Below are 18,367 nucleotides of genomic sequence, written 5' to 3' on the forward strand. Positions count from 1 at the left end.
AGACGCCCCGGATCAAGGGACCAAACAGGGGCTTTCACAACAAGGGGATTTCGTATGCAAAGCTTCCAGCAGGATTGCGTCGAATTGGCGCTGGAGAAATTCCGCCGTGGCGAGGTCAGCCGGCGGGGGCTCATGGCCGGCCTGGCGGCCTTGGGCGTGGCCGCCGCCATGCCGGATGCGGCGCAGGCGCAAGCGGCGCAGCAGCTGGTGATGGTGAACTGGGGCGGCATCGCCAACCAGGGCTTCGGGAATTTCTACGGCAAGCCCTTCAGCGATGCCAATCCGGGCGTGACGGTGGTGCAGGACAGCACTGGGCCCTCCGCCGGGCGCATCCGATCCATGGTCGAATCCCGCCGCGTCACCTGGGACCTCTGCGACAGCTCGGCCACCAGCTCCTACCTGCTGGGCGGGATGGGGCTGCTGAACCCGGTCGACTACAGCGTGGTGAACCGCGCCCATGTCATCGGCCCGACCTTCGCGCTGGAGCACGGCGCCGCGCCCTATTCCTTCAGCAACGTGCTGGTCTATGACAGCAGCAAGTTCAGCGAGGCGCCGACCAGCTGGGCGGATTTCTGGAACCTGCAGAAATTTCCCGGCACGCGGCTGCTGCGGCGGGATGCCGCCGGCGCGCTGGACGTGGCGCAGCTTTCCCTCGGCAAAAGCCCGGAGAATCTCTACCCGCTCGATATCCGCGCCTGCCTGGCGCGGGTGCGGGAGATCCGTCGCAGCCTGGTCTTCTGGAACAGCGGCTCCGAGTCCGAGCAGTTCATCCGCACGGGGGAGGCGGTGATGGGCATGCTCTGGCACACCCGCGCCAAGGTGCTGGAGCAGGAGAGCAACGGCCGGTTCAAGTTCATCTGGAACCAGGGCATTCTGCAGCCCGGCATCTTCGTCAGCCCGCGCGGCAATCCGGGCGGCGCGCTGGTGCAGAAGCTGCTGGCCTCCATGCTGGCCAATGCGGCGCCACAGGTGGAGCTGCTGAAGTTCCTCGGCAATGGCCCGACCAATCCGGATGCGGCGGCGCTCGTGCCCGAGGAATTCAAGAAGTACAACCCGACCGAGCCGGCCAATGCGCGGGTGCAGGTGGCCCAGGACGGCCGCTGGTGGGGGCAGAATTATGCCCAGGCCAATGCAGACTATATCGACATGGTCACCGGCTGAGGGCAGTTTTGCTGCGGCGCGGCATGACCGCGCCGCGGGCGGGCTGACAAGGGATTCCATGCCGACGATCCTGGTAAAATCCGGTGGCGAGGCCGCCATGCCGGAATGGCAGCGGTATTTTGCCGACTACGCGCCGGGGCTCGATGTGCGCTGGTGGGACGATGCCTCGGTGGCGCCGGAGGCGGTGGATTTCGTGCTGGCCTGGGACCCGGAGCCGGGCCGCATCGCTACGCTGCCCAATCTGCGCGCGATCTTTGGCGCCGGCGCCGGCGTGGATCTCATCACCGCCGACCCGGCCTTGCCGAAGCATGTGCCGCTGATGCGCATGGGCCCGGCCGGCGCCACGCAGCGCATGGGCGAATTCGTCTGCTGGGCCGTGCTGTCACTGCTGAAGGATGCGCGGCGGGTGGCGCTGAACCAGGCGCAGGCGAAGTGGAAGTTCCTCGACCCGGAGCACACCGCGCCGCAGGCGCCGGTCGGCATCATGGGCCTCGGCAATATGGGCAGCCGCGCCGCGGCGATGCTGCAGGGGCTGGGCTTTCCCGTGCGCGGCTGGTCCCGCTCGCGCAAGGACCTGCCGGGCGTGCGTTGCTTCGTGGGGGCGGAGGAATTCGACGCCTTCCTGTCGGAGACACGCATCCTGGTCTGCCTGCTGCCCGCGACGTCCGAGACCCGCGGGATTCTTTCCGCGCCGCTCTTCGCGAAACTTCCGCACGGCGCCGGGCTGGTGAATGTCGGGCGCGGCAGTCATCAGAACCTCGACGACATCATGGCGGCGCTGGACTCCGGGCGGCTTTGCGGTGCGGTGCTCGACGTGTTCGAGACGGAACCACTGCCGGCCGAAAGCCCGATCTGGGCGCATCCCAGGGCGATCGTCACGCCGCATATGGCCAGCCTGCCGAGCCGGCGCGAGCGCGCCGAATATGTGGCGCAGGCCATCGCCGATCTCGCGGCGGGCCGTCCCCTTGCAAACCTCTACGACCACGCGCGAGGCTATTGAATGGCTCTCCCCCCGCCGCCCGTACGGCCCGATCCGAACCATGTGCCGACCGAGCAGGAACTGCGCGAGGATCTGGCCGCCGCCTATCGCTTAATCGCGCTGCACGGCATGACGGACCTGGTCTTCACGCATCTGTCCGTGCGCGTGCCGGGGGAGGGGCACCGCTTCCTGGTGAACCCCTACGGCCTGCTCTTTGAGGAGATCACCGCCTCCTCGCTTGTGCTGGTGGATGCGGATGGCGAGCCGCGGCAGCCCACCACCTGGCCCGTGAATCCGGCCGGCTTCGTCATCCACTCCGCCGTGCATCGTGGCCGAGACAATGCGAATTGCGTGATGCACACCCATACCCTGGCGGGCATGGCGGTAGCCGCGCAACAGGGCGGCTTGCTGCCCCTGAACCAGATGATGATGGAATTCATGGGCCGCGTCGCGATCCATGACTACGAGGGCGTCGCCGATGATGACAACCTGTCGGAGCGCGAGCGCCTGGTGCAGGACCTCGGCGACAAGCCGGCGATGATTCTCCGCAATCACGGTCTGCTGACCGTGGGGCATACGGTGGCGGAGGCCTTCTACTGGATGTGGTATCTGGAACAGTCCTGCCGCATCCAGATCGCCGCGCAATCCTCCGGCGTGCCGCTGGCGGTCGCATCCGATGCCACCGTGGAGCGCACGCGAAAACAGTTCAGCACGGGGCCGACCAAGGGCTGGCTGCCCTGGCAGGCGCTGCGCCGCAAGCTGGATCGCGAGCAGCCGGATTATCGCGCCTGATGTCGGCCGCGGGACATGCGCTTGCCCTGCAGGGGCTGAGCAAGCGGTACGGCAGTTTCACGGCCGTCGCTGATGTGTCGCTGGCGGTTGGGCAGGGGGAGTTCCTGACCCTGCTCGGCCCCTCCGGCAGCGGCAAGACCACCATCCTGATGTGCATCGCCGGCTTCGTCGAACCCAGCGAGGGCCGTATCCTGCTCGACGGAAGGGACATCACCGCCCTGCCGCCGGAGCGCCGCGACTTCGGCATGGTCTTCCAGGGCTATGCGCTGTTCCCGCATATGACGGTGGCGGAGAACGTCGCCTTCCCGCTACGCGTCCGCAAGCTGGGGGCTGCGGAGCGCGATGCCAAGGTGCGCGCGGCGCTGGACCTGGTGCAGCTTTCCGCCTTCGGCGAACGCCTGCCGCGCCAGCTTTCGGGCGGCCAGCAGCAGCGCGTGGCCCTGGCCCGCGCGCTGGTCTTCGAACCCGCGCTGCTGCTGCTGGATGAGCCGCTATCCGCGCTCGACAAGAAGCTTCGCGCCGAATTGCAGGACGAGCTGAAGGCGCTGCACCGCCGCATCGGCCGCACTTTCGTGAATGTCACGCATGATCAGGAGGAGGCGCTGTCGCTGTCGGATCGCGTGGCGATTTTGAACCACGGCAAGCTGATCCAGCAGGGCGCGCCGACCGAGCTGTACGAAGCGCCGCGCACGCGTTTCGTCGCCGACTTCCTCGGCAAGTCCAATTTCCTTTCCGGCACGGTGCAGGAGGTGTTTGCCGGCGGCTTCGCTATCGGCGCCGGCGCCACGCGCGTGGTGACCGCGGCCGCGGAAGCGCCGCCGCTCGGCAGCCCCGCCCTGCTCAGCCTGCGCCCCGAGAAGATGGCGCTGCTGGCGGAGGGCGAGGCGGCCCAGAACAGCGTCGCCGGCACCATCGAGAGCTGGTCCTATCTCGGCGCCGGCTATGCGCTGAACGTGGCCACGCCGGATTTCGGCACGCTGCGCATCACCCTGCCCAGCTGGAACGCCCCCATCGCCCCCCGCGAAGGCCTGCCCGTCCGCCTCGGCTGGAGCGCCGCGGCCAGCGTGCCCGTGCTGGACGATCTGGCATGATGCGCCGGCAGGATCTCGGCTGGTGGTTGCTGATCCTGCCGGCCTTCCTGCTGATGACGGCCTTCTACGTGGCACCCATCGCGCAGGTGCTCGCCATCTCCTTCACCGAGCCCTCGCCCGGCCTGTCCAACTACGAACGCCTCTTCACCAGCGAAAGCGTTCAGCGCGTCATCCTCACCACGCTGCGCATCTGCATCCTCACCACGGCGCTGTCGCTGCTGCTGGGCTATGTGCTGTCCTACCGCATCGCCTTGGCAAACCCCTCCGCCCAGCGCTGGTGGATTCTCGCCGTGCTGGTGCCGCTGTGGATTTCTGTGCTCGTGCGCGCCTTCGCCTGGGTGACGCTGCTGCGCCGCCAGGGTTTGGTGAATGAGACGCTGATGGGCGCAGGCCTCATCACCGAACCTCTGCAACTCGTTTGGAACGAATTCGGCATCGTGGTGGGCATGGTGCACTACATGGTGCCCTATGCCGTGCTGCCGATGCTGGCCAGCATGCGGGAGATCGACCCGCGCCTGCTGGCCGCCGCACGCGGACTGGGCGCCAGCCGCATCACCATCTTTGCAAAAATCTTTCTGCCTTTGTCGCTGCCGGGGCTGCTGGCGGCGGGCGTGCTGGTCTTCATCTTCTCGCTCGGCTTCTACATCACGCCCGCACTGCTCGGTGGCGGCAAGACGCTGATGGTGGCGGAGTGGATCGGGCTGCAGATCCTGGACCTGCTGCGCTGGGGGCTGGGCACGATGATGGCCACCGTTCTGGTGGTGGCCATCCTGGTGACGCTGGCCATCTTCTCCCGCCTGGTCGACATGAAGCGCGTGTTTGGGGGCGGCGGGGCATGATGGCGCATCGGCCCGGCCTTTTCGCGCGCGGTTCCGCCTGGGTGGTGGCGCTGTACCTGCTGCTGCCGATCAGCATCATCATCCCCGTCTCCATGACGGACCAGCGCTTCCTGTCCCTGCCGAAGGAGGGACTTTCGCTGCAGCACTATGCGACGGTGCTGGGCTCCCCGGAATGGCTGGCCTCGATCTGGCAATCCTTCCTGATCGCCGTGGTGGCCACCGGCATCGCCGTGGCGGCGGGCACGCTGTGCGCCATCGGCTGCTGGCGGGTCGCCAGCCGGTCCACCAACCTGGTGCGGGCGCTGATGCTGCTGCCTATCATCATCCCCTCCATCGTCTATGCGGTCGGGCTCTACCGCTACTTCGCGGGGCTGGACCTGCTGGACCGCTTCATGGGGGTGGCGATCGCGCATGGCGTCACCGGCATCCCCTACGTCGTCATCACCGTCTCGACCGCCCTGGCCGCCTTTGACCCCCGGCTGGAACAGGCGGCGCGCGGCATGGGGGCCAGCCTGTCCCAGACCCTGCGCTGGGTGATCCTGCCACGCATCGCGCCCGGCATCCTCTCCGGCGCCATCTTCGCCTTCATCCACAGCTGGGACGAGCTGGTGATCGTCCTGTTCATCGCCTCCCGCGACGTCTTCACCCTGCCACGCCGTATCTGGGACGGCATCAACGAGAACCTGGACCCCGCCATGGCTGCGGTGGCGGTGCTGCTGGTGGTCTTCACCACGGGGCTGCTGCTGCTGGACCGGGCGCTGCGGCGGCGGCGTGATGGCTAGCGAGTTTCAGCTCCGCGCATGGGCAGTCATCGCGACTATTTTGGCGGGCTTGCTGTGGTTGCAACTACGCGGCGCCGCCGAAGATAATAGGCGACTCTGCGAGCAGATCTCCCTTCAAACAGATCTTTTTGCCGTAAATCCCGTTGTTGAGGCCGATCGGATCATCCGCCGGGTAACCGATGGTGTGGAACGGGTCACCATGGTCGGCGAAATCTTGGCAGAAGATTCCGAGTTTGGCGAAGCGGCGCGGTCCTGGGACGTGACGCTACGTAGACTTGAAGCTTTATGTGCTGCCCGTGGCTACGACCATCAAGAATGATGACGATGAGTGAATGTCCGGGGCGCATCGGCGCTCTGACTGCTGGCGGGCGATCTCATGTCCTCTTCGTGGTCGAGAGAAATTCAGGCGTAGCCGGAAGATCAGATTCATCGCGCACTTAAGCAGCAAAGGCTGGGTTTGCGCCAAATCCATGCTAGGCCCAGCCCATGGAGACCAGAGCCCCCACCCCGCGTGCCGTCCTCGTCGGAATCCAGACGCCGGAGGTGGACGACATCGCCCATGCCGCCAGCCTCGAGGAGCTGGGCCGGCTGGTGAAGACCCTGGGCTATGAGGTGGTGGGCGAGGTGTCCCAGCGCCGAGAGGGCACCGGCGCCGGCTCGCTGCTCGGCAGCGGCAAGCTGGCCGAGCTGGCGGCGCTGACCGGCGGCACGGGCGAGATCGGCACCATGGCGCCGAAGCCCACCGCCAAGGCGCGCCAGCGCTTCGAGAGCGCGCCAGACCAGGCGCCGGAAAGTCCGTCGGAGCCGGAGGCGCCGAGGCCCGAATTCGTCATCGTCGACCACGAGCTCTCGCCCAGCCAGATCCGCAACCTGGAACGCGCTACCGGCGCCCAGGTGCTGGACCGCACCGGCGTGATCGTCGAGATCTTCCACCGCCACGCCAATACGCGGGAGGCGAAGCTGCAGGTGGAGATGGCGCGGCTGAAATACGTCGCACCGCGCCTGCGTGAATCCTCCGGCGGCGGCGGAAGGCAGCAGGGGCCGGGCGCGGGCGAGACGACGCTCGACCTCGATCGCCGCAAGATCCGCGACCGGATCTCGGAGCTGAAGGACCAGCTGGAGGCGGTGCAGCGCGACGCCGACAACCGCCGCTCCGCGCGCCGCGACCAGCTGCGGGTCGCGCTGGTGGGCTACACCAACGCCGGAAAATCTTCGCTGATGCGGGCGCTGACCGGCAGCCAGGTGCTGGTCGAGGACAAGCTGTTTGCCACGCTGGACACCACCGTGCGCATCCTGCAGCCGGAGACACGGCCGCGCATCCTGGTCTCGGACACGGTCGGCTTCATCAAGCAGCTGCCGCACGACCTCGTCGCCTCCTTCCGCTCGACGCTGGCGGAGGCGCTGGAGGCCTCGCTGCTGCTCTTCGTGGTGGATGCGTCCGACCCGACCTATGAGGCGCAGCTGGAGGTCAGCCGCAGCGTGCTGCGCGAGATCGGCGCGGATGCCGTGCCCTCGCGCCTGGCGCTGAACAAGATGGATCGGGTGGATGCGGAAGCGCGCGCGGCGCTGGCGGCAAAGCATCCGGATGCGATCATGCTCTCCGCCCATGCGCCCGAGGATGTCGCGGCACTGCGGGAGACGCTGATCGCCTTCTTCGAGGCGCAGATGGAGGAGGACGTGCTGGTCCTGCCCTACGCCAAGCAGGGGCTGATCGGCGAGGTCTATGAAAGCGCACGCGTGATCTCGGAGGATTACAACGAGGCAGGCCGCGTCCTGAAGATCCGCGGCCTGCCCGGCGCGATTGCGAGGCTGCGACGCAGCCTCGCCTGACCGCTACCGCTTCGTCACGCCCCAGAAGACCGGCACCGTCGTCGGGCGCAGCCCCTCGATATTGCTGCGATGCGCGGCCAGCGTGCGGAACTGCCCGGCATTGATATAGGGCAGCACATGAAAGGCGCGCGCATGGACGCGGTGCAGGATTTCCTGCCGCTTGGCCGCGTCATTCTCCTCCCACCAGGACCGGCGCAGCGCCTCCAGCTCCGCATCGCAGGGCCAGCCGGTCAGGCCGCCCTCGCAGGGGCTGGCGAGATACAGGTTGGTCAGCGGGTTCTGGCCGTCCAGCACATTCGCCACCGTGACGAACATGTTCCAGCCGCCCTGGTCGACGGGCTCGCGCCGGTTGCGGCGCTGGGTGACGGTCGCCCAGTCCATGCTGGGGACGTCCATGTTCAGCCCGCCGCGCTGGAAGGCGGCGGCCATGGTCAGCGTGGCCGCATTGTTGATCGGGCTGTCGGCCGCGTTCATGAAGACCACGCGCTGGTTGGTATACCCGGCCTGCCGCAGCAGGGCGCGGGCGCGGTCCAGATTCTCCGCGCGCAGGCCCTCGGCGCCGGCCTCCGATTGCAGCGGCGTGTTGCAGAAGAAGTAGGCGGGGCAATAGGGCACCTGTTCGGAGGGCCGCACGCCCACCGCATTCAGCACGTCCTGCTGGTTGATCAGGTGCAGCAGCGCCTGGCGCGCCTCCGGCTTGTCGAAGGGCGGCTGCGTGTGGTTCAGGCGCAGCCACACCATGAAGCCCACCGGGTTCAGCGCGAAGGTGCGGATGTTGCGGTTGCGCTCCAGCACCGGAATCAGGTCGGGGGAGGGTTGCTCGATGAAGTCGATCTCGCCCGCCTGCAGCGCCGCCGCTGCCGTGGCGGGGTCCGGCATCGCCACCCATTCCAGCCGGTCGATCTGCACCACCTTGCCGCCCGCCAGCCCATCCGCCGGTTCCGAGCGCGGGCGATAGGCGGGGTTGCGCAGATAGACGGCGCGGTTGCCGACCTGCCATTCGCGCGGCTGGAAGATGAAGGGGCCGCTGCCCGTGGCATCCGTGATGGCCGTGGTGGCCGGCGTCGCCGCGATGCGTTCCGGCATGACGAACAGCGCGCTCGCCGTGGGGCGGGCCAGTGCTTCGGTCACTAGCGCGAAGGGGCGCGAGAGGCGGATGACGAAGGTCTTCTCGTCCACCACCTCCATCGCCGCCGTGGCGGCGGCCAGCGCGCGGCCCACGATGTCCCGCTGCGACCAGCGGCGGATGGAGGCTACGGCATCCGCCGCGCGCACCGGGCTGCCATCATGGAAGGCGAGGCCGTCCCGCAGCGTGAAGCGATGCTCCATGCCATCGCTGCTCGCCACATGGTCCTGCACCATCTGCGGCCGCGCGACGCCCTGGCTGTCCAGCGCGAAGAGCTGATCGTAGACCATGAAGCCGTGGTTGCGGACGAAGGCCGCGGTGGAATTCACCGGATCCAGGCTCGCCAGGTCATTGATCAGCACCACGCGCAGCGTGGACTGTGCCATTGCGACGCCGGAAGTCAGCGCCAGGGCGGCCGCCGCCGCCAAACCGAGCCAAGGCCTGCGCATCTTTTGTCATCCTGCCTAGGGAAGAAGCGGATGATCTCCGCGGACGGGCTGTTGTGCAATGTTGTTGCGTCATCGCCGGGTTGACGAGCGCAGATCGCCGCATGACAGTCCGGTCATATGCAGTGCGCGCACGAATGGGGTTTGGCGGCTTGATGGGCCAGGATGTGATCTTCACCGGCGGTCGCGTGTTTCGCGGCCTCGCCGGCGGCTTTGCCGAGGCGCTGGCGGTGCGGGACGGGCTGGTGCTCGCAGTGGGGACGGAGGCCGAGGTGCGCGCCGCCGCGCCGCAGGCACGCCATGTGGCGCTGGAAGGGCGCGTGGCGATCCCCGCCTTCAACGAGGCGCATATGCACCTGCTGCCCTACGGCCTGGCGCTGGCGGGCGTGAACCTGCGCGCCGAGGAAGTGCGCAGCCTGGATGAGGTGCTGGCACGGATCGGCCGCGCGGCGAAGGAGGCCCCGAAGGGCGCCTGGGTGCTAGGCCGTGGCTACGACCATGCGGAGCTGGATATCGGCCGGCATCCGACGGCGGCGGAGCTCGATCGCGTCTCGCCCGACAATCCCGTCTTCATCGTGCGCACCTGCGGCCATATGGGCGTGGCAAATACGGCCGCGATGCGCGCCGCCGGCGTCGGCCACAATACGCCGGACCCCGAGGGCGGCGTGGTGGAGCGCAAGGGCGGCGCGCTGACAGGCCTGTTCCAGGAACGCGCCATGCGGCTGATCCGCGACGTGATTCCGGAGCCGGACGAGGCGACGCTGGTCGATGCAATCGAGCGCGCCGGCAAGCACCTGGCGTCACTCGGCTTCGCCTCCGCCACCGACATGAATGTGGGCATGACGGCCGGCATGGCGGAGGTCGCGGCCTTCCGCAGCGCCGTGGCGCAGGGGCGGTCGCTGATGCGCATGTGGAACGTGCTCGCCGGCAATCCGGAAGGCATCGCGCTGAAAGCGTGGGAGGCCGGGCTGCGGCCGATGCAGGGTGACGACATGCTGCGCTGGGGCGCGGTGAAGGTCTTTGCGGATGGCTCCGCGGGCGGGCTGACCGCGGCCTTTTTCGACCCGTATCTGGAAAGCGCCGGCGGTGGCACCGGCGTCTTCACCTTCCCGGACGACAAGATCCACGCATTGCTAAAGCTGTTTCACGAGCAGGGCTGGCAGCTCGATATCCACGCCATCGGCGATGCGGCGATCGAGCAGGTGCTGGTCGGCATGGAGATGGCCGATAGCGAGGCGCATCCCTTCCTTGGCCGCCGCCACCGCATCGAGCATTGCGGCTTCCTGACGCCGCATCAGCGCAAGCGGATGCTGGCGCGCGGCATCCTGCCGGTGCCGCAGCCGGCGTTCATGTACGAGTTCGGCGACCTCTATATCCGCAACCTCGGTCGCGCCCGCAGCGAGGAAGCCTATCCGATGCGGACCTGGCTGGAGGAGGGGCATCATCCGGCGGCCTCCTCCGACTGCCCCGTCTCCTCCGTCGATCCCTTCGCCAATCTCTTCACCATGCTGACGCGCAAGACGAACCGCGGCACGGTGCTGGGGCCGAACCAGACGCTGACGGCGGAACAGGCGATCCACTGCCAGACCTGGTGCGGCGCCTATACCCAATTCGCCGAGGACCGCCGCGGGACGCTCGAGCCCGGCATGCAGGCCGATATCGCCGTGCTGTCTCGCGACATCTTTGGCTGCGACCCGGAGCTGATCCTGCGCGACACGCGCGCCGACCTGACACTGCGCGGTGGCGAGGTGATCTTCGACCGGCACGGGGCGCTCGCCCCATGCTGAGGCACGCCGTCCAACGCCTGATGCTGGCGGTGCCGGTGATGTTCGGCGTGCTGCTAGTCGGCTTCCTGCTGATGCAGGTGGTGCCGACCGACCCCGCCGTGGTGCGCGCCGGCCCGAATGCCAGCGCCGAGGTCATCGCGCAGATCCGTACCGATCTCGGCCTGGATGAGCCGCTCTATGTGCAGTTCGCGCTCTATGTCTGGCGCCTTGCGCATGGCGATCTCGGCGTCTCTATCATCAACAACGTGCCGGTCTCGGGCGAGCTTGCCTCCACCATCGGCCCGACGCTGGAGCTGATGGTGGCGAGCCTCATCTGGTCCATCCCGCTCGGCATCGCCATGGGCACGGTCGGCGCCTATTGGCGCGGGTCCCTCATCGACCGTGTCGTCATGGCCTTCAGCGTCGCCGGCGTTTCCGTGCCCGTATTCTTCCTCGGGCTGGTGCTGATCTGGTTCGTCGGCTTCCAGTGGCAGTGGCTGCCCTTCACGGGCCGCGAGGGTCCGCTCTGGACCTGGCAGGGCATCCGCGCGGTGATCCTGCCGGCGATCACCCTGGGCGGCGTTTTCGTGGGGCCCGTCGCACGCATGACGCGCACGGCGGTGCTGGATGTGCTGGGCGCGGACCATGTGCGCACGGCGCGGGCCAAGGGGCTGACGGAGCGGCTGGTGGTCACGCGCCACGCGCTGCGCAATGCGATGGTCCCGGTGGTCACGCTAATCGGCCTGCAGATCGGCTTCCTGCTCGGCGGCGCGGTGGTGACGGAGACGGTCTTCTCCTGGCCCGGCGTCGGGCGGCTGGCGGTCGGCGCCATCCTCTCCTCCGACTTCCCGATGGCGCAGGGCACCATCATCGTGCTGTCGATGGGCTTCATCCTGGTGAACCTCACCGTCGATCTTCTCTACGGCGTGCTCGATCCGCGGGTTCGGGCCGGATGAGCGCGACCGTGACAGAGGTTGTCCCGCCGACACGCCCCGGCACGCTGAAGATCCTGCTTCGGGAGCCGGCGGCCGCCGTCTCGCTCACCGTGGTGGTGCTGGTGATCCTCGCCGCGCTACTCGCGCCGTGGCTCGCGCCCTATGATCCCTTTGAGACGGATCTGATGGCGGTGATGCAGCCGCCCGACGAGAAGTACCTGCTGGGAACGGACGGGCAGGGGCGGGACATGCTGTCGCGCATGCTCTTCGGCCTGCGCGTCACGCTGGCTATGGGCGCGCTCAGCCTCGGCATCGGTGGCGTCATCGGCGTGGCCATGGGTTTTGCGGCGGCCTATTACCGGCGCATCGACGGGCTGCTGATGCGGCTGGCCGATATCATGCTGTCCTTCCCTGCCATCCTGTTTGGCCTGGCCATCGCCGCCATCTTCGGGCCGGGCGTGACGGCGGTGGTGATCGCGCTGGCGGTGGCCACCATCCCGCTGATGGCGCGCATCGCGCGGTCCACCGCGCTGGTGGTGCTGGGGCTCGATTACATCGAGGCGGCGCACGCCCAGGGCATGGGCGATGCGCGGCTGATCTGGCGGCACCTGATGCCCAACTGCGCCAGCCCGATCCTGGTCTTCGCCACGCTGCGCTTCGGCCAGGTGATCCTGCTGGGCTCGGCGCTGTCCTTCCTTGGTCTCGGCGCGCAGCCACCGGTGGCGGAGCTGGGCGCCATGGCGGCGCAGGGGCGCACCTTCCTGTTCTTCGCGCCGCATATCTCCGTCATTCCCGCCGTCGGCATCTTTGTCGTCGTGCTGGCCTTCAACGTGCTGGGGGATGCGCTGCGCGACGCGCTCGACCCCCGGCTCCGCGTCTGATGACAAACAGGGAGAAGAAGATGAATTTCCTCAAAGGCGCATTTGTCGCCGCCTTGGCGATGGTGACGGCGCTGCCGGCACTTGCGCAGACGCCGCGCAACACCGTGGTCTTCCTGCGCGAGATCGACGCGGACCGCTACGACCTGCATCGCTCCACCGCACGCGGCGCGGGCGAGATCGTGGGCATGATGACCGATACGCTGGTCACCATGGATTTCGACGGCCAGACCATTCGCCCCGGCCTGGCCGAGCGCTGGACGGTCTCGCCCGACGGCAAGCTCTATACCTTCCACCTGCGCCGCGGCGTCACCTTCTGCGACGGCAAGGAATTCACCGCGCAGGACGTGGTCTATTCCATCAACCGCTGGATCTCGCCGGAAACGCGCAGCCCCGTGGCCTGGCGCGCCGGCCCGGTGAAGGAAATCCGCGCGGTCGACGCCCATACGGTCGAGTATGAGCTGAACGCGCCCTTCTCCGAGCTGCTGTCGCAGCTGACGCTGTTCTTCGCCGGCATCATCGACAAGGCGACGGTCGATCGCCTCGGCCAGAATTTTGGCAGCCAGGGCTTCAACGGAACCGGCCCCTATTGCTGGTCCTCCTGGACCCCGCGGAACGAGCTGGTGCTGACGCGCCACCCGAACTACCGCTGGGGCCCGCCCATGTACCAGAACCAGGGCCCGGCGCATGTCGAGCGCATCGTCTGGCGCGTGGTGCCGGAACCCTCCGCGCGGCTCGCGGCCATTCAGACCGGTGCGGCCGATGTCACGCAATATGTGCCGACGGTCGCCATCAACAGCCTGCGCCGCGTGCCGACCGTGTCGCTGCTGACCCAGCCCAACTACTTCTGGGACTTCTACCTGGGCTTCAAGGTCGACAAGCCCGTGATGAACGACCGTGCCGTGCGCCGCGCCATCCACCAGGCCGTGGACCGGGAGGCGCTGGTGCGCGCCGTCTGGTTCGGCCATGCGCAGGCCGCGCGCAACATCATCAACCCGAATGCGCTGGACTATGACGCGCAGTCCGACACCATGGTCCCGGCCTTCGACCCCGCCGCCGCCCAGCGCACGCTGGAGGAAGCGGGTTGGGTGATGGGTTCGGACGGCGTTCGCGTGAAGGACGGCCAGCGCGCCACCTTCCTGACCTACGGCATCAACACGCTGGAGAACCAGCGCCAGAGCGAGATCATCCAGCAGGCGCTGCGCCGCGTCGGCATCGAGATGCGCATCCAGCTTTTCGATGCGACCGTCGCCTGGGGCCGCATGGCGACGCAGGAATTCGATGCGCTGTTCCTGTCCTATCCGTACTTCTCCGCCGGCGATGCGCTGAGCCTGTACTGGCACAGCCGGGCGCGGCCGACGCCGAACCGGATGAACTGGAACAACCCGCAGACCGATGCCTGGCTGGATGAGGCGCGCAGCGCGACGGATCCTGCCGTGCGCCGCACCGCGCTGGCGAATATCCAGCGCCAGCTGGCCGAGGAAGCGCCCTGGCTGACCACGGCGCGCGAGAATCTCTATGTCGCGGTCTCCAATCGCGTGACCGGGCTGCGCGCGCATGGCCTCTATGGCATCGGCATCTACAAGGCGCTCGACATGCGCACGACGCGCTGACGCCATGGGCGCCGAATTCCTGCTGACTTCGCTGATCGTGGTCGCCTCGCCCGGTACGGGCGTGGTGATCACGCTGGCGGCCGCGCTGTCGCAGGGGCGAAGGGCGGCCATCGTCGCGGCGCTCGGCTGCACGCTCGGCATCCTGCCGCATATGCTGGCGGCCATCACCGGCCTGGCGGCGCTGCTGCATGCCAGCGCCCTGGCCTTCGAGGCCCTGCGCTGGGCCGGCATCGCCTATCTGCTCTGGATGGCGTGGAGCAGCCTGCGCGCGGATGGGCCGCTTGCCATCCGAACCGATGCCGCGCCACGGCGCGACCAGGACGTGATCCTGGCCGCCATGGCGGCGAACCTGCTGAACCCGAAGCTGTCCATCTTCTTCGTGGCCTTCCTGCCGCAATTCGTGGCGCGGCAGGATCCGCAGCCGGTCGTCACCATGCTGATGCTGTCCGGCGTGTTCATGGCGATGACCTTCGCGGTCTTCGTTCTCTATGGCTGCTGCGCCGCGGCGGCGCGGCGGCATATCCTTTCGCGGCCTTCGGTGCTGGCCTGGATGCGCCGCGGCTTTGCCGCCGCCTTCGTGGCACTCGGCGGCCGCCTGGCGCTGAGCGAGAGATAACAGGGGGAAATACGATGGCCACCGTCATCCGCAATGCCGACCTTGTGGTCGCCTGGGACGCCTCGACCAAGCAGCACATCTACCTGCCCGATGCCGATGTCGCCTTCACCGGCGGCACGCTGTCTTTCGTCGGCCGCAACTATGACGGGCCGGTGGAGGAGGAGATCAGCGGCTCCGGCCTCATGGTCATGCCGGGGCTGGTGAACATCCATTCCCACCCGTCCAGCGAGCCGATGAACAAGGGGCTGATCGATGAGATCGGCTCGCCTGGTCTCTACAATTCCTCGCTCTACGAGTTCATGCCGATCTTCCGCGCCGATGCGGAAGCGGTGCCGAGCTGCGTCCGCGTCGCCCTCTCCGAATTGCTGCTCTCCGGCGTCACGACGGTGGCCGACCTGTCCATGGCGCATCCCGGCTGGATGGACCTTCTGGCGGAATCCGGCATGCGCGTCTGCATCGCGCCCATGTTCAAGTCGGCCAAGTGGTTCACCAAGAATGGTCATGTCGTCGAATACGAATGGGACGAGGCCGCCGGCGAGAAGGCGATGGCGGAGGCGCTGTCACTGATCGAGCGTGCGGAACAGCACGAAAGCGGCCGCCTGTTCGGCATGGTGGTGCCGGCGCAGATCGATACCTGCACCGACACGCTGCTGAAGGAAAGCTTCGCCGAGGCCGGCAAGCGGGGCCTGTCCTGGCAGATCCATGCGGCGCAGTCCGTGGTCGAGTTCCATGAGATCACACGCCGCACCGGCAAGACGCCGATCGGATGGCTGGACTCCATGGGCCTGCTCAGCGACCGCAGCATCATCGGTCACGGCATTTTTCTGGATGACCATCCCTCCACCAAATGGTGGACCGACAGCGACATGGGGCGGCTGGCCGAGACCGGCACGACCGTCGCGCATTGCCCCACCGTCTTCGCCCGGCGCGGAATCACTTTGAAGCACTTCGGCCGCTACAAGCGGGCCGGCGTCAACATGGGCCTCGGCACGGATACCTATCCGCACAACATGCTCGATGAGATGCGGCTGGTGGCCTATCTCGCCCGCACCCAGGCGAACGATCCGCGCAGCATGACGACGACCGAGCTTTTCGATGCCGCGACCATCGGCGGCGCCAAGGCGCTGGGCCGCGAGGATATCGGGCGCCTCGCCGCCGGCGCGCGCGCCGACTTCGTGCTGGTGGACGTGACCCATCCGATGATGCGCCCGGGCCGCGATCCCGTGCGCAGCCTGGTCTATGCGGCGGGCGATCGCGCGGTGCGCGATGTCTATGTGGACGGCAACAAGGTTGTCTCGGACGGCAAGGTCACCACCATGGACTACCACGGCGCCGCCGCGCATCTGCATGAGGCCCAGAAGCGCATCATCGAGAAGGCGCCGTCGCAGGACTGGGCGCATCGCCCGGTCGAAGTCTCCTCGCCCCCCACATTCCGGTGGTCATGACCCCACTCCTTGAGATCCAGGGGCTGCGGACGGTGTTCCGCAGCGCCAATGGCGATATCCCCGCGGTCGATGGCGTCGACCTGGCTGTGCCGCGCGGCAAGACGCTCGGCATCGTCGGTGAATCCGGCTGCGGCAAGTCCATGCTCTCGCTCTCCGTCATGCGGCTGGTGCCGCGGCCGGGGCGCGTCGCCGCGGGGCGTGTGCTGCTGGAAGGGCAGAATCTGCTGGATCTGTCGGAAGCCGGCATGCGCGCCGTGCGCGGCGGCCAGGTGGCGATGATCTTTCAGGAACCGATGACCAGCCTGAACCCGGTGCATCCCATCGGCCTGCAGATCATGGAGGCGATGCGCGCGCACGACACCAAGGCGAGCAACAGGGAATTGCGCGACCGCGCCATCGCCGCGCTGGACCGCGTGCGCATCCCCGCCGCCGCGCGCCGTTTCGACGAATTCCCGCACCAGCTTTCGGGCGGCATGCGCCAGCGCGTGATGATCGCCATGGCCTTGGCCTGCCGGCCGAAGCTGCTGATTGCGGACGAGCCCACCACGGCGTTGGACGTGACCGTGCAGGCGCAGATCCTCGACCTGCTGAAGGACCTGCAGGCGGAAACCGGCATGTCCATCGTGCTGATCACGCACGAACTCGGCGTGATCGCCGAAATGGCCGATGAGGTCGCGGTGATGTATGCGGGCCGCATCGCCGAACGCAGCACGGCGGCCGAACTCTTCGCCAGCCCGCAGCACCCCTATACGCTGGGCCTGCTCGGCTCCGTGCCGCGCCTGGACGAAACGCGCGAGGAACTGCTGGCCATCGAGGGCGCAGTCCCGCCGCCCTTCGCTTTGCCAAAGGGGTGCCGCTTCGAGCCGCGCTGCCCCTTCGCCCTCGCCGCCTGCCGCAGCGCGCCGCCGCCGCTTGAGGAAGTGGCGCCCGGCCATTTCGCCGCCTGCATCCGCGCGCCGGTCGAGAACAGCCTGGACATCGCCGCATGACCACGCTGCTGCAGGTTGAGAACCTGACCAAGCACTATCCGGTGAAGAAGGGCCTGGTGCTGGCGAAGCAGGTCGGCACCGTCCGCGCCGTGGATGGCGTCTCCTTCCAGATCGAGCGTGGCGAGACGCTGGCCATCGTGGGTGAATCCGGTTGCGGCAAGTCCACGACCGCGCGCCTGGTGCTGCGCCTGATCGAGCCCACCTCCGGCACCGTGCGCTTCGACGGGCAGGAAGTTTCGGGGGCCGCGCTGCGCACGCTGCGGCGCCGCGTGCAGGTGGTCTTCCAGGACCCCTATGCCAGCCTCAATCCGCGCCTGCGCGTGGCGGATACCATCGCGGAGCCGATGGAGGTGCATGGCATCGGCACGCCCGAATCCCGCGCGGCGCGGGTGAGGGAACTGCTCGGCCTGGTCGGCCTCGCGCCCTTCCATGCGCAGCGCTACCCGCATGAATTCTCCGGCGGCCAGCGGCAGCGCATCGGCATCGCCCGCGCGCTGGCGGTGCAGCCGGAGCTGATCATCTGCGACGAGCCCGTCTCCGCGCTGGATGTCTCGATCCAGGCGCAGGTGGTGAACCTGCTGAAGGACCTGCAGCGCCGCTTCGGCCTGTCCTACCTGTTCATCGCGCATGATCTGGCCGTGGTGCATCACATGGCCGACCGCGTGGCGGTGATGTATCTCGGCCAGATCGTGGAAACCGCGCCGAAGCGCGCCATCTTCGATCGGCCCGCGCATCCCTATACGCGCGCGCTGCTCTCGGCCATTCCGCACCCCGATCCGCGGCGGCGCGGCCTGGTGAAGCCGATCGGCGGCGATGTGCCGAGCCCGATGAACCCGCCCCCCGGCTGCCGCTTCCACACCCGCTGCCCCTTCGCGCAGGATCGCTGCAAGGCGGAGATGCCGGTGCTGCGCGACATCGGCCCGGGCCAGCAGGTGGCCTGCCATTTCGCCGAGGTTCTGCCGCCCTTCGATGCCGCGTCCCATGAGGGCATCGCGCCGGTGGCGGCCAAGCGCCTGGCCCTCTACGCCGCGGCCAAGGCACGGCTGGCCGCCGCATTGCCAGGCCGGGCGCCCTAGGCT

General features: G+C 68.0%; 17 protein-coding genes. 16 read left to right on the forward strand and 1 reads right to left on the reverse strand.

From position 1 onward, the window contains the following. The first annotated feature begins 54 nt into the window (after positions 1–54). From J3S20_RS09190 to hflX, 8 genes are all read left to right on the forward strand, one after another. Positions 55–1,161 carry an extracellular solute-binding protein gene (locus J3S20_RS09190; RefSeq protein WP_216836137.1) on the forward strand — a complete coding sequence of 369 codons (1,107 nt, stop codon included), beginning with the start codon at positions 55–57 and terminating at the stop codon, positions 1,159–1,161. A 58-nt stretch (positions 1,162–1,219) separates the two neighbouring features. Beyond that, complete coding sequence (locus J3S20_RS09195; RefSeq protein ID WP_216836138.1) at positions 1,220–2,161, forward strand: 2-hydroxyacid dehydrogenase; 942 nt, start codon at positions 1,220–1,222, stop codon at positions 2,159–2,161. Further along, on the forward strand, positions 2,162–2,932 hold the full coding sequence (locus tag J3S20_RS09200) for a class II aldolase/adducin family protein (RefSeq protein ID WP_216836139.1): 771 nt from the start codon (positions 2,162–2,164) through the stop codon (positions 2,930–2,932). Further along, complete coding sequence (locus J3S20_RS09205) at positions 2,932–4,023, forward strand: ABC transporter ATP-binding protein (protein WP_216836140.1); 1,092 nt, start codon at positions 2,932–2,934, stop codon at positions 4,021–4,023. Before J3S20_RS09200 ends, J3S20_RS09205 begins: the two co-directional genes overlap by 1 nt. Continuing rightward, complete coding sequence (locus tag J3S20_RS09210) at positions 4,020–4,862, forward strand: ABC transporter permease (RefSeq protein ID WP_216836141.1); 843 nt, start codon at positions 4,020–4,022, stop codon at positions 4,860–4,862. Before J3S20_RS09205 ends, J3S20_RS09210 begins: the two co-directional genes overlap by 4 nt. Beyond that, the gene (locus J3S20_RS09215) at positions 4,859–5,644 is read left to right on the forward strand and encodes an ABC transporter permease (protein ID WP_216836142.1); all 786 of its coding nucleotides are present in this window, start codon (positions 4,859–4,861) and stop codon (positions 5,642–5,644) included. Before J3S20_RS09210 ends, J3S20_RS09215 begins: the two co-directional genes overlap by 4 nt. Next, positions 5,637–5,963, forward strand: coding sequence for a hypothetical protein (locus J3S20_RS09220; protein WP_216836143.1), 327 nt, complete (start codon positions 5,637–5,639; stop codon positions 5,961–5,963). Before J3S20_RS09215 ends, J3S20_RS09220 begins: the two co-directional genes overlap by 8 nt. A gap of 167 nt (positions 5,964–6,130) precedes the next feature. Continuing rightward, positions 6,131–7,474, forward strand: a complete 1,344-nt coding sequence (hflX, locus tag J3S20_RS09225; RefSeq protein ID WP_216836144.1) for a GTPase HflX — start codon at positions 6,131–6,133, stop codon at positions 7,472–7,474. A 3-nt stretch (positions 7,475–7,477) separates the two neighbouring features. On the opposite strand, the gene J3S20_RS09230 is transcribed toward hflX, so the two are convergent. Continuing rightward, positions 7,478–9,049, reverse strand: coding sequence for an ABC transporter substrate-binding protein (locus tag J3S20_RS09230; RefSeq protein ID WP_216836145.1), 1,572 nt, complete (start codon positions 9,047–9,049; stop codon positions 7,478–7,480). 152 nt (positions 9,050–9,201) lie between these two features. Here J3S20_RS09230 and J3S20_RS09235 point away from each other — a divergent pair, with 152 nt between their 5' ends. From J3S20_RS09235 to J3S20_RS09270, 8 genes are read left to right on the forward strand one after another with little or no spacing between them, the layout of a single operon-like run. Continuing rightward, complete coding sequence (locus tag J3S20_RS09235) at positions 9,202–10,833, forward strand: amidohydrolase (RefSeq protein WP_216836146.1); 1,632 nt, start codon at positions 9,202–9,204, stop codon at positions 10,831–10,833. Beyond that, on the forward strand, positions 10,827–11,768 hold the full coding sequence (locus J3S20_RS09240; RefSeq protein ID WP_216836147.1) for an ABC transporter permease: 942 nt from the start codon (positions 10,827–10,829) through the stop codon (positions 11,766–11,768). The genes J3S20_RS09235 and J3S20_RS09240 overlap by 7 nt, the downstream gene beginning before the upstream one ends. 8 nt (positions 11,769–11,776) lie before the next feature. Further along, positions 11,777–12,628, forward strand: a complete 852-nt coding sequence (locus tag J3S20_RS09245; RefSeq protein ID WP_343215191.1) for an ABC transporter permease — start codon at positions 11,777–11,779, stop codon at positions 12,626–12,628. Between the two features lie 20 nt (positions 12,629–12,648). Beyond that, positions 12,649–14,238 carry an ABC transporter substrate-binding protein gene (locus J3S20_RS09250; protein WP_216836149.1) on the forward strand — a complete coding sequence of 530 codons (1,590 nt, stop codon included), beginning with the start codon at positions 12,649–12,651 and terminating at the stop codon, positions 14,236–14,238. A gap of 4 nt (positions 14,239–14,242) precedes the next feature. Beyond that, a complete protein-coding gene (locus J3S20_RS09255) occupies positions 14,243–14,854 on the forward strand; it encodes a LysE family translocator (protein ID WP_216836150.1) in 612 nt (203 codons plus the stop codon). A 14-nt stretch (positions 14,855–14,868) separates the two neighbouring features. Then, positions 14,869–16,299: an amidohydrolase family protein gene (locus J3S20_RS09260; RefSeq protein ID WP_216836151.1), complete on the forward strand. Its 1,431-nt coding sequence runs from the start codon at positions 14,869–14,871 to the stop codon at positions 16,297–16,299. Then, positions 16,296–17,288 carry an ABC transporter ATP-binding protein gene (locus tag J3S20_RS09265; RefSeq protein ID WP_216836152.1) on the forward strand — a complete coding sequence of 331 codons (993 nt, stop codon included), beginning with the start codon at positions 16,296–16,298 and terminating at the stop codon, positions 17,286–17,288. Before J3S20_RS09260 ends, J3S20_RS09265 begins: the two co-directional genes overlap by 4 nt. Beyond that, complete coding sequence (locus tag J3S20_RS09270; protein WP_216836153.1) at positions 17,285–18,364, forward strand: ABC transporter ATP-binding protein; 1,080 nt, start codon at positions 17,285–17,287, stop codon at positions 18,362–18,364. Before J3S20_RS09265 ends, J3S20_RS09270 begins: the two co-directional genes overlap by 4 nt. Positions 18,365–18,367: the final 3 nt, after the last annotated feature.

This window comes from Falsiroseomonas tokyonensis, from assembly GCF_019024325.1.
Classification (GTDB): Bacteria; Pseudomonadota; Alphaproteobacteria; order Acetobacterales; family Acetobacteraceae; genus Falsiroseomonas; species Falsiroseomonas tokyonensis.

What these genes read in the sequence shown, in the direction of transcription:
- J3S20_RS09270 (WP_216836153.1), top strand. Translation starts at nt 17,285, where the DNA reads ATGACCACGCTGCTGCAGGTTGAGAACCTGACCAAGCACTATCCGGTG.
- J3S20_RS09220 (WP_216836143.1), top strand. Translation starts at nt 5,637, where the DNA reads ATGGCTAGCGAGTTTCAGCTCCGCGCATGGGCAGTCATCGCGACTATT.
- J3S20_RS09250 (WP_216836149.1), top strand. Translation starts at nt 12,649, where the DNA reads ATGAATTTCCTCAAAGGCGCATTTGTCGCCGCCTTGGCGATGGTGACG.
- J3S20_RS09265 (WP_216836152.1), top strand. Translation starts at nt 16,296, where the DNA reads ATGACCCCACTCCTTGAGATCCAGGGGCTGCGGACGGTGTTCCGCAGC.
- J3S20_RS09215 (WP_216836142.1), top strand. Translation starts at nt 4,859, where the DNA reads ATGATGGCGCATCGGCCCGGCCTTTTCGCGCGCGGTTCCGCCTGGGTG.
- J3S20_RS09255 (WP_216836150.1), top strand. Translation starts at nt 14,243, where the DNA reads ATGGGCGCCGAATTCCTGCTGACTTCGCTGATCGTGGTCGCCTCGCCC.
- hflX (WP_216836144.1), top strand. Translation starts at nt 6,131, where the DNA reads ATGGAGACCAGAGCCCCCACCCCGCGTGCCGTCCTCGTCGGAATCCAG.
- J3S20_RS09200 (WP_216836139.1), top strand. Translation starts at nt 2,162, where the DNA reads ATGGCTCTCCCCCCGCCGCCCGTACGGCCCGATCCGAACCATGTGCCG.
- J3S20_RS09240 (WP_216836147.1), top strand. Translation starts at nt 10,827, where the DNA reads ATGCTGAGGCACGCCGTCCAACGCCTGATGCTGGCGGTGCCGGTGATG.
- J3S20_RS09210 (WP_216836141.1), top strand. Translation starts at nt 4,020, where the DNA reads ATGATGCGCCGGCAGGATCTCGGCTGGTGGTTGCTGATCCTGCCGGCC.
- J3S20_RS09205 (WP_216836140.1), top strand. Translation starts at nt 2,932, where the DNA reads ATGTCGGCCGCGGGACATGCGCTTGCCCTGCAGGGGCTGAGCAAGCGG.
- J3S20_RS09195 (WP_216836138.1), top strand. Translation starts at nt 1,220, where the DNA reads ATGCCGACGATCCTGGTAAAATCCGGTGGCGAGGCCGCCATGCCGGAA.
- J3S20_RS09260 (WP_216836151.1), top strand. Translation starts at nt 14,869, where the DNA reads ATGGCCACCGTCATCCGCAATGCCGACCTTGTGGTCGCCTGGGACGCC.
- J3S20_RS09235 (WP_216836146.1), top strand. Translation starts at nt 9,202, where the DNA reads ATGGGCCAGGATGTGATCTTCACCGGCGGTCGCGTGTTTCGCGGCCTC.
- J3S20_RS09190 (WP_216836137.1), top strand. Translation starts at nt 55, where the DNA reads ATGCAAAGCTTCCAGCAGGATTGCGTCGAATTGGCGCTGGAGAAATTC.
- J3S20_RS09230 (WP_216836145.1), bottom strand. Translation starts at nt 9,049, where the DNA reads ATGCGCAGGCCTTGGCTCGGTTTGGCGGCGGCGGCCGCCCTGGCGCTG.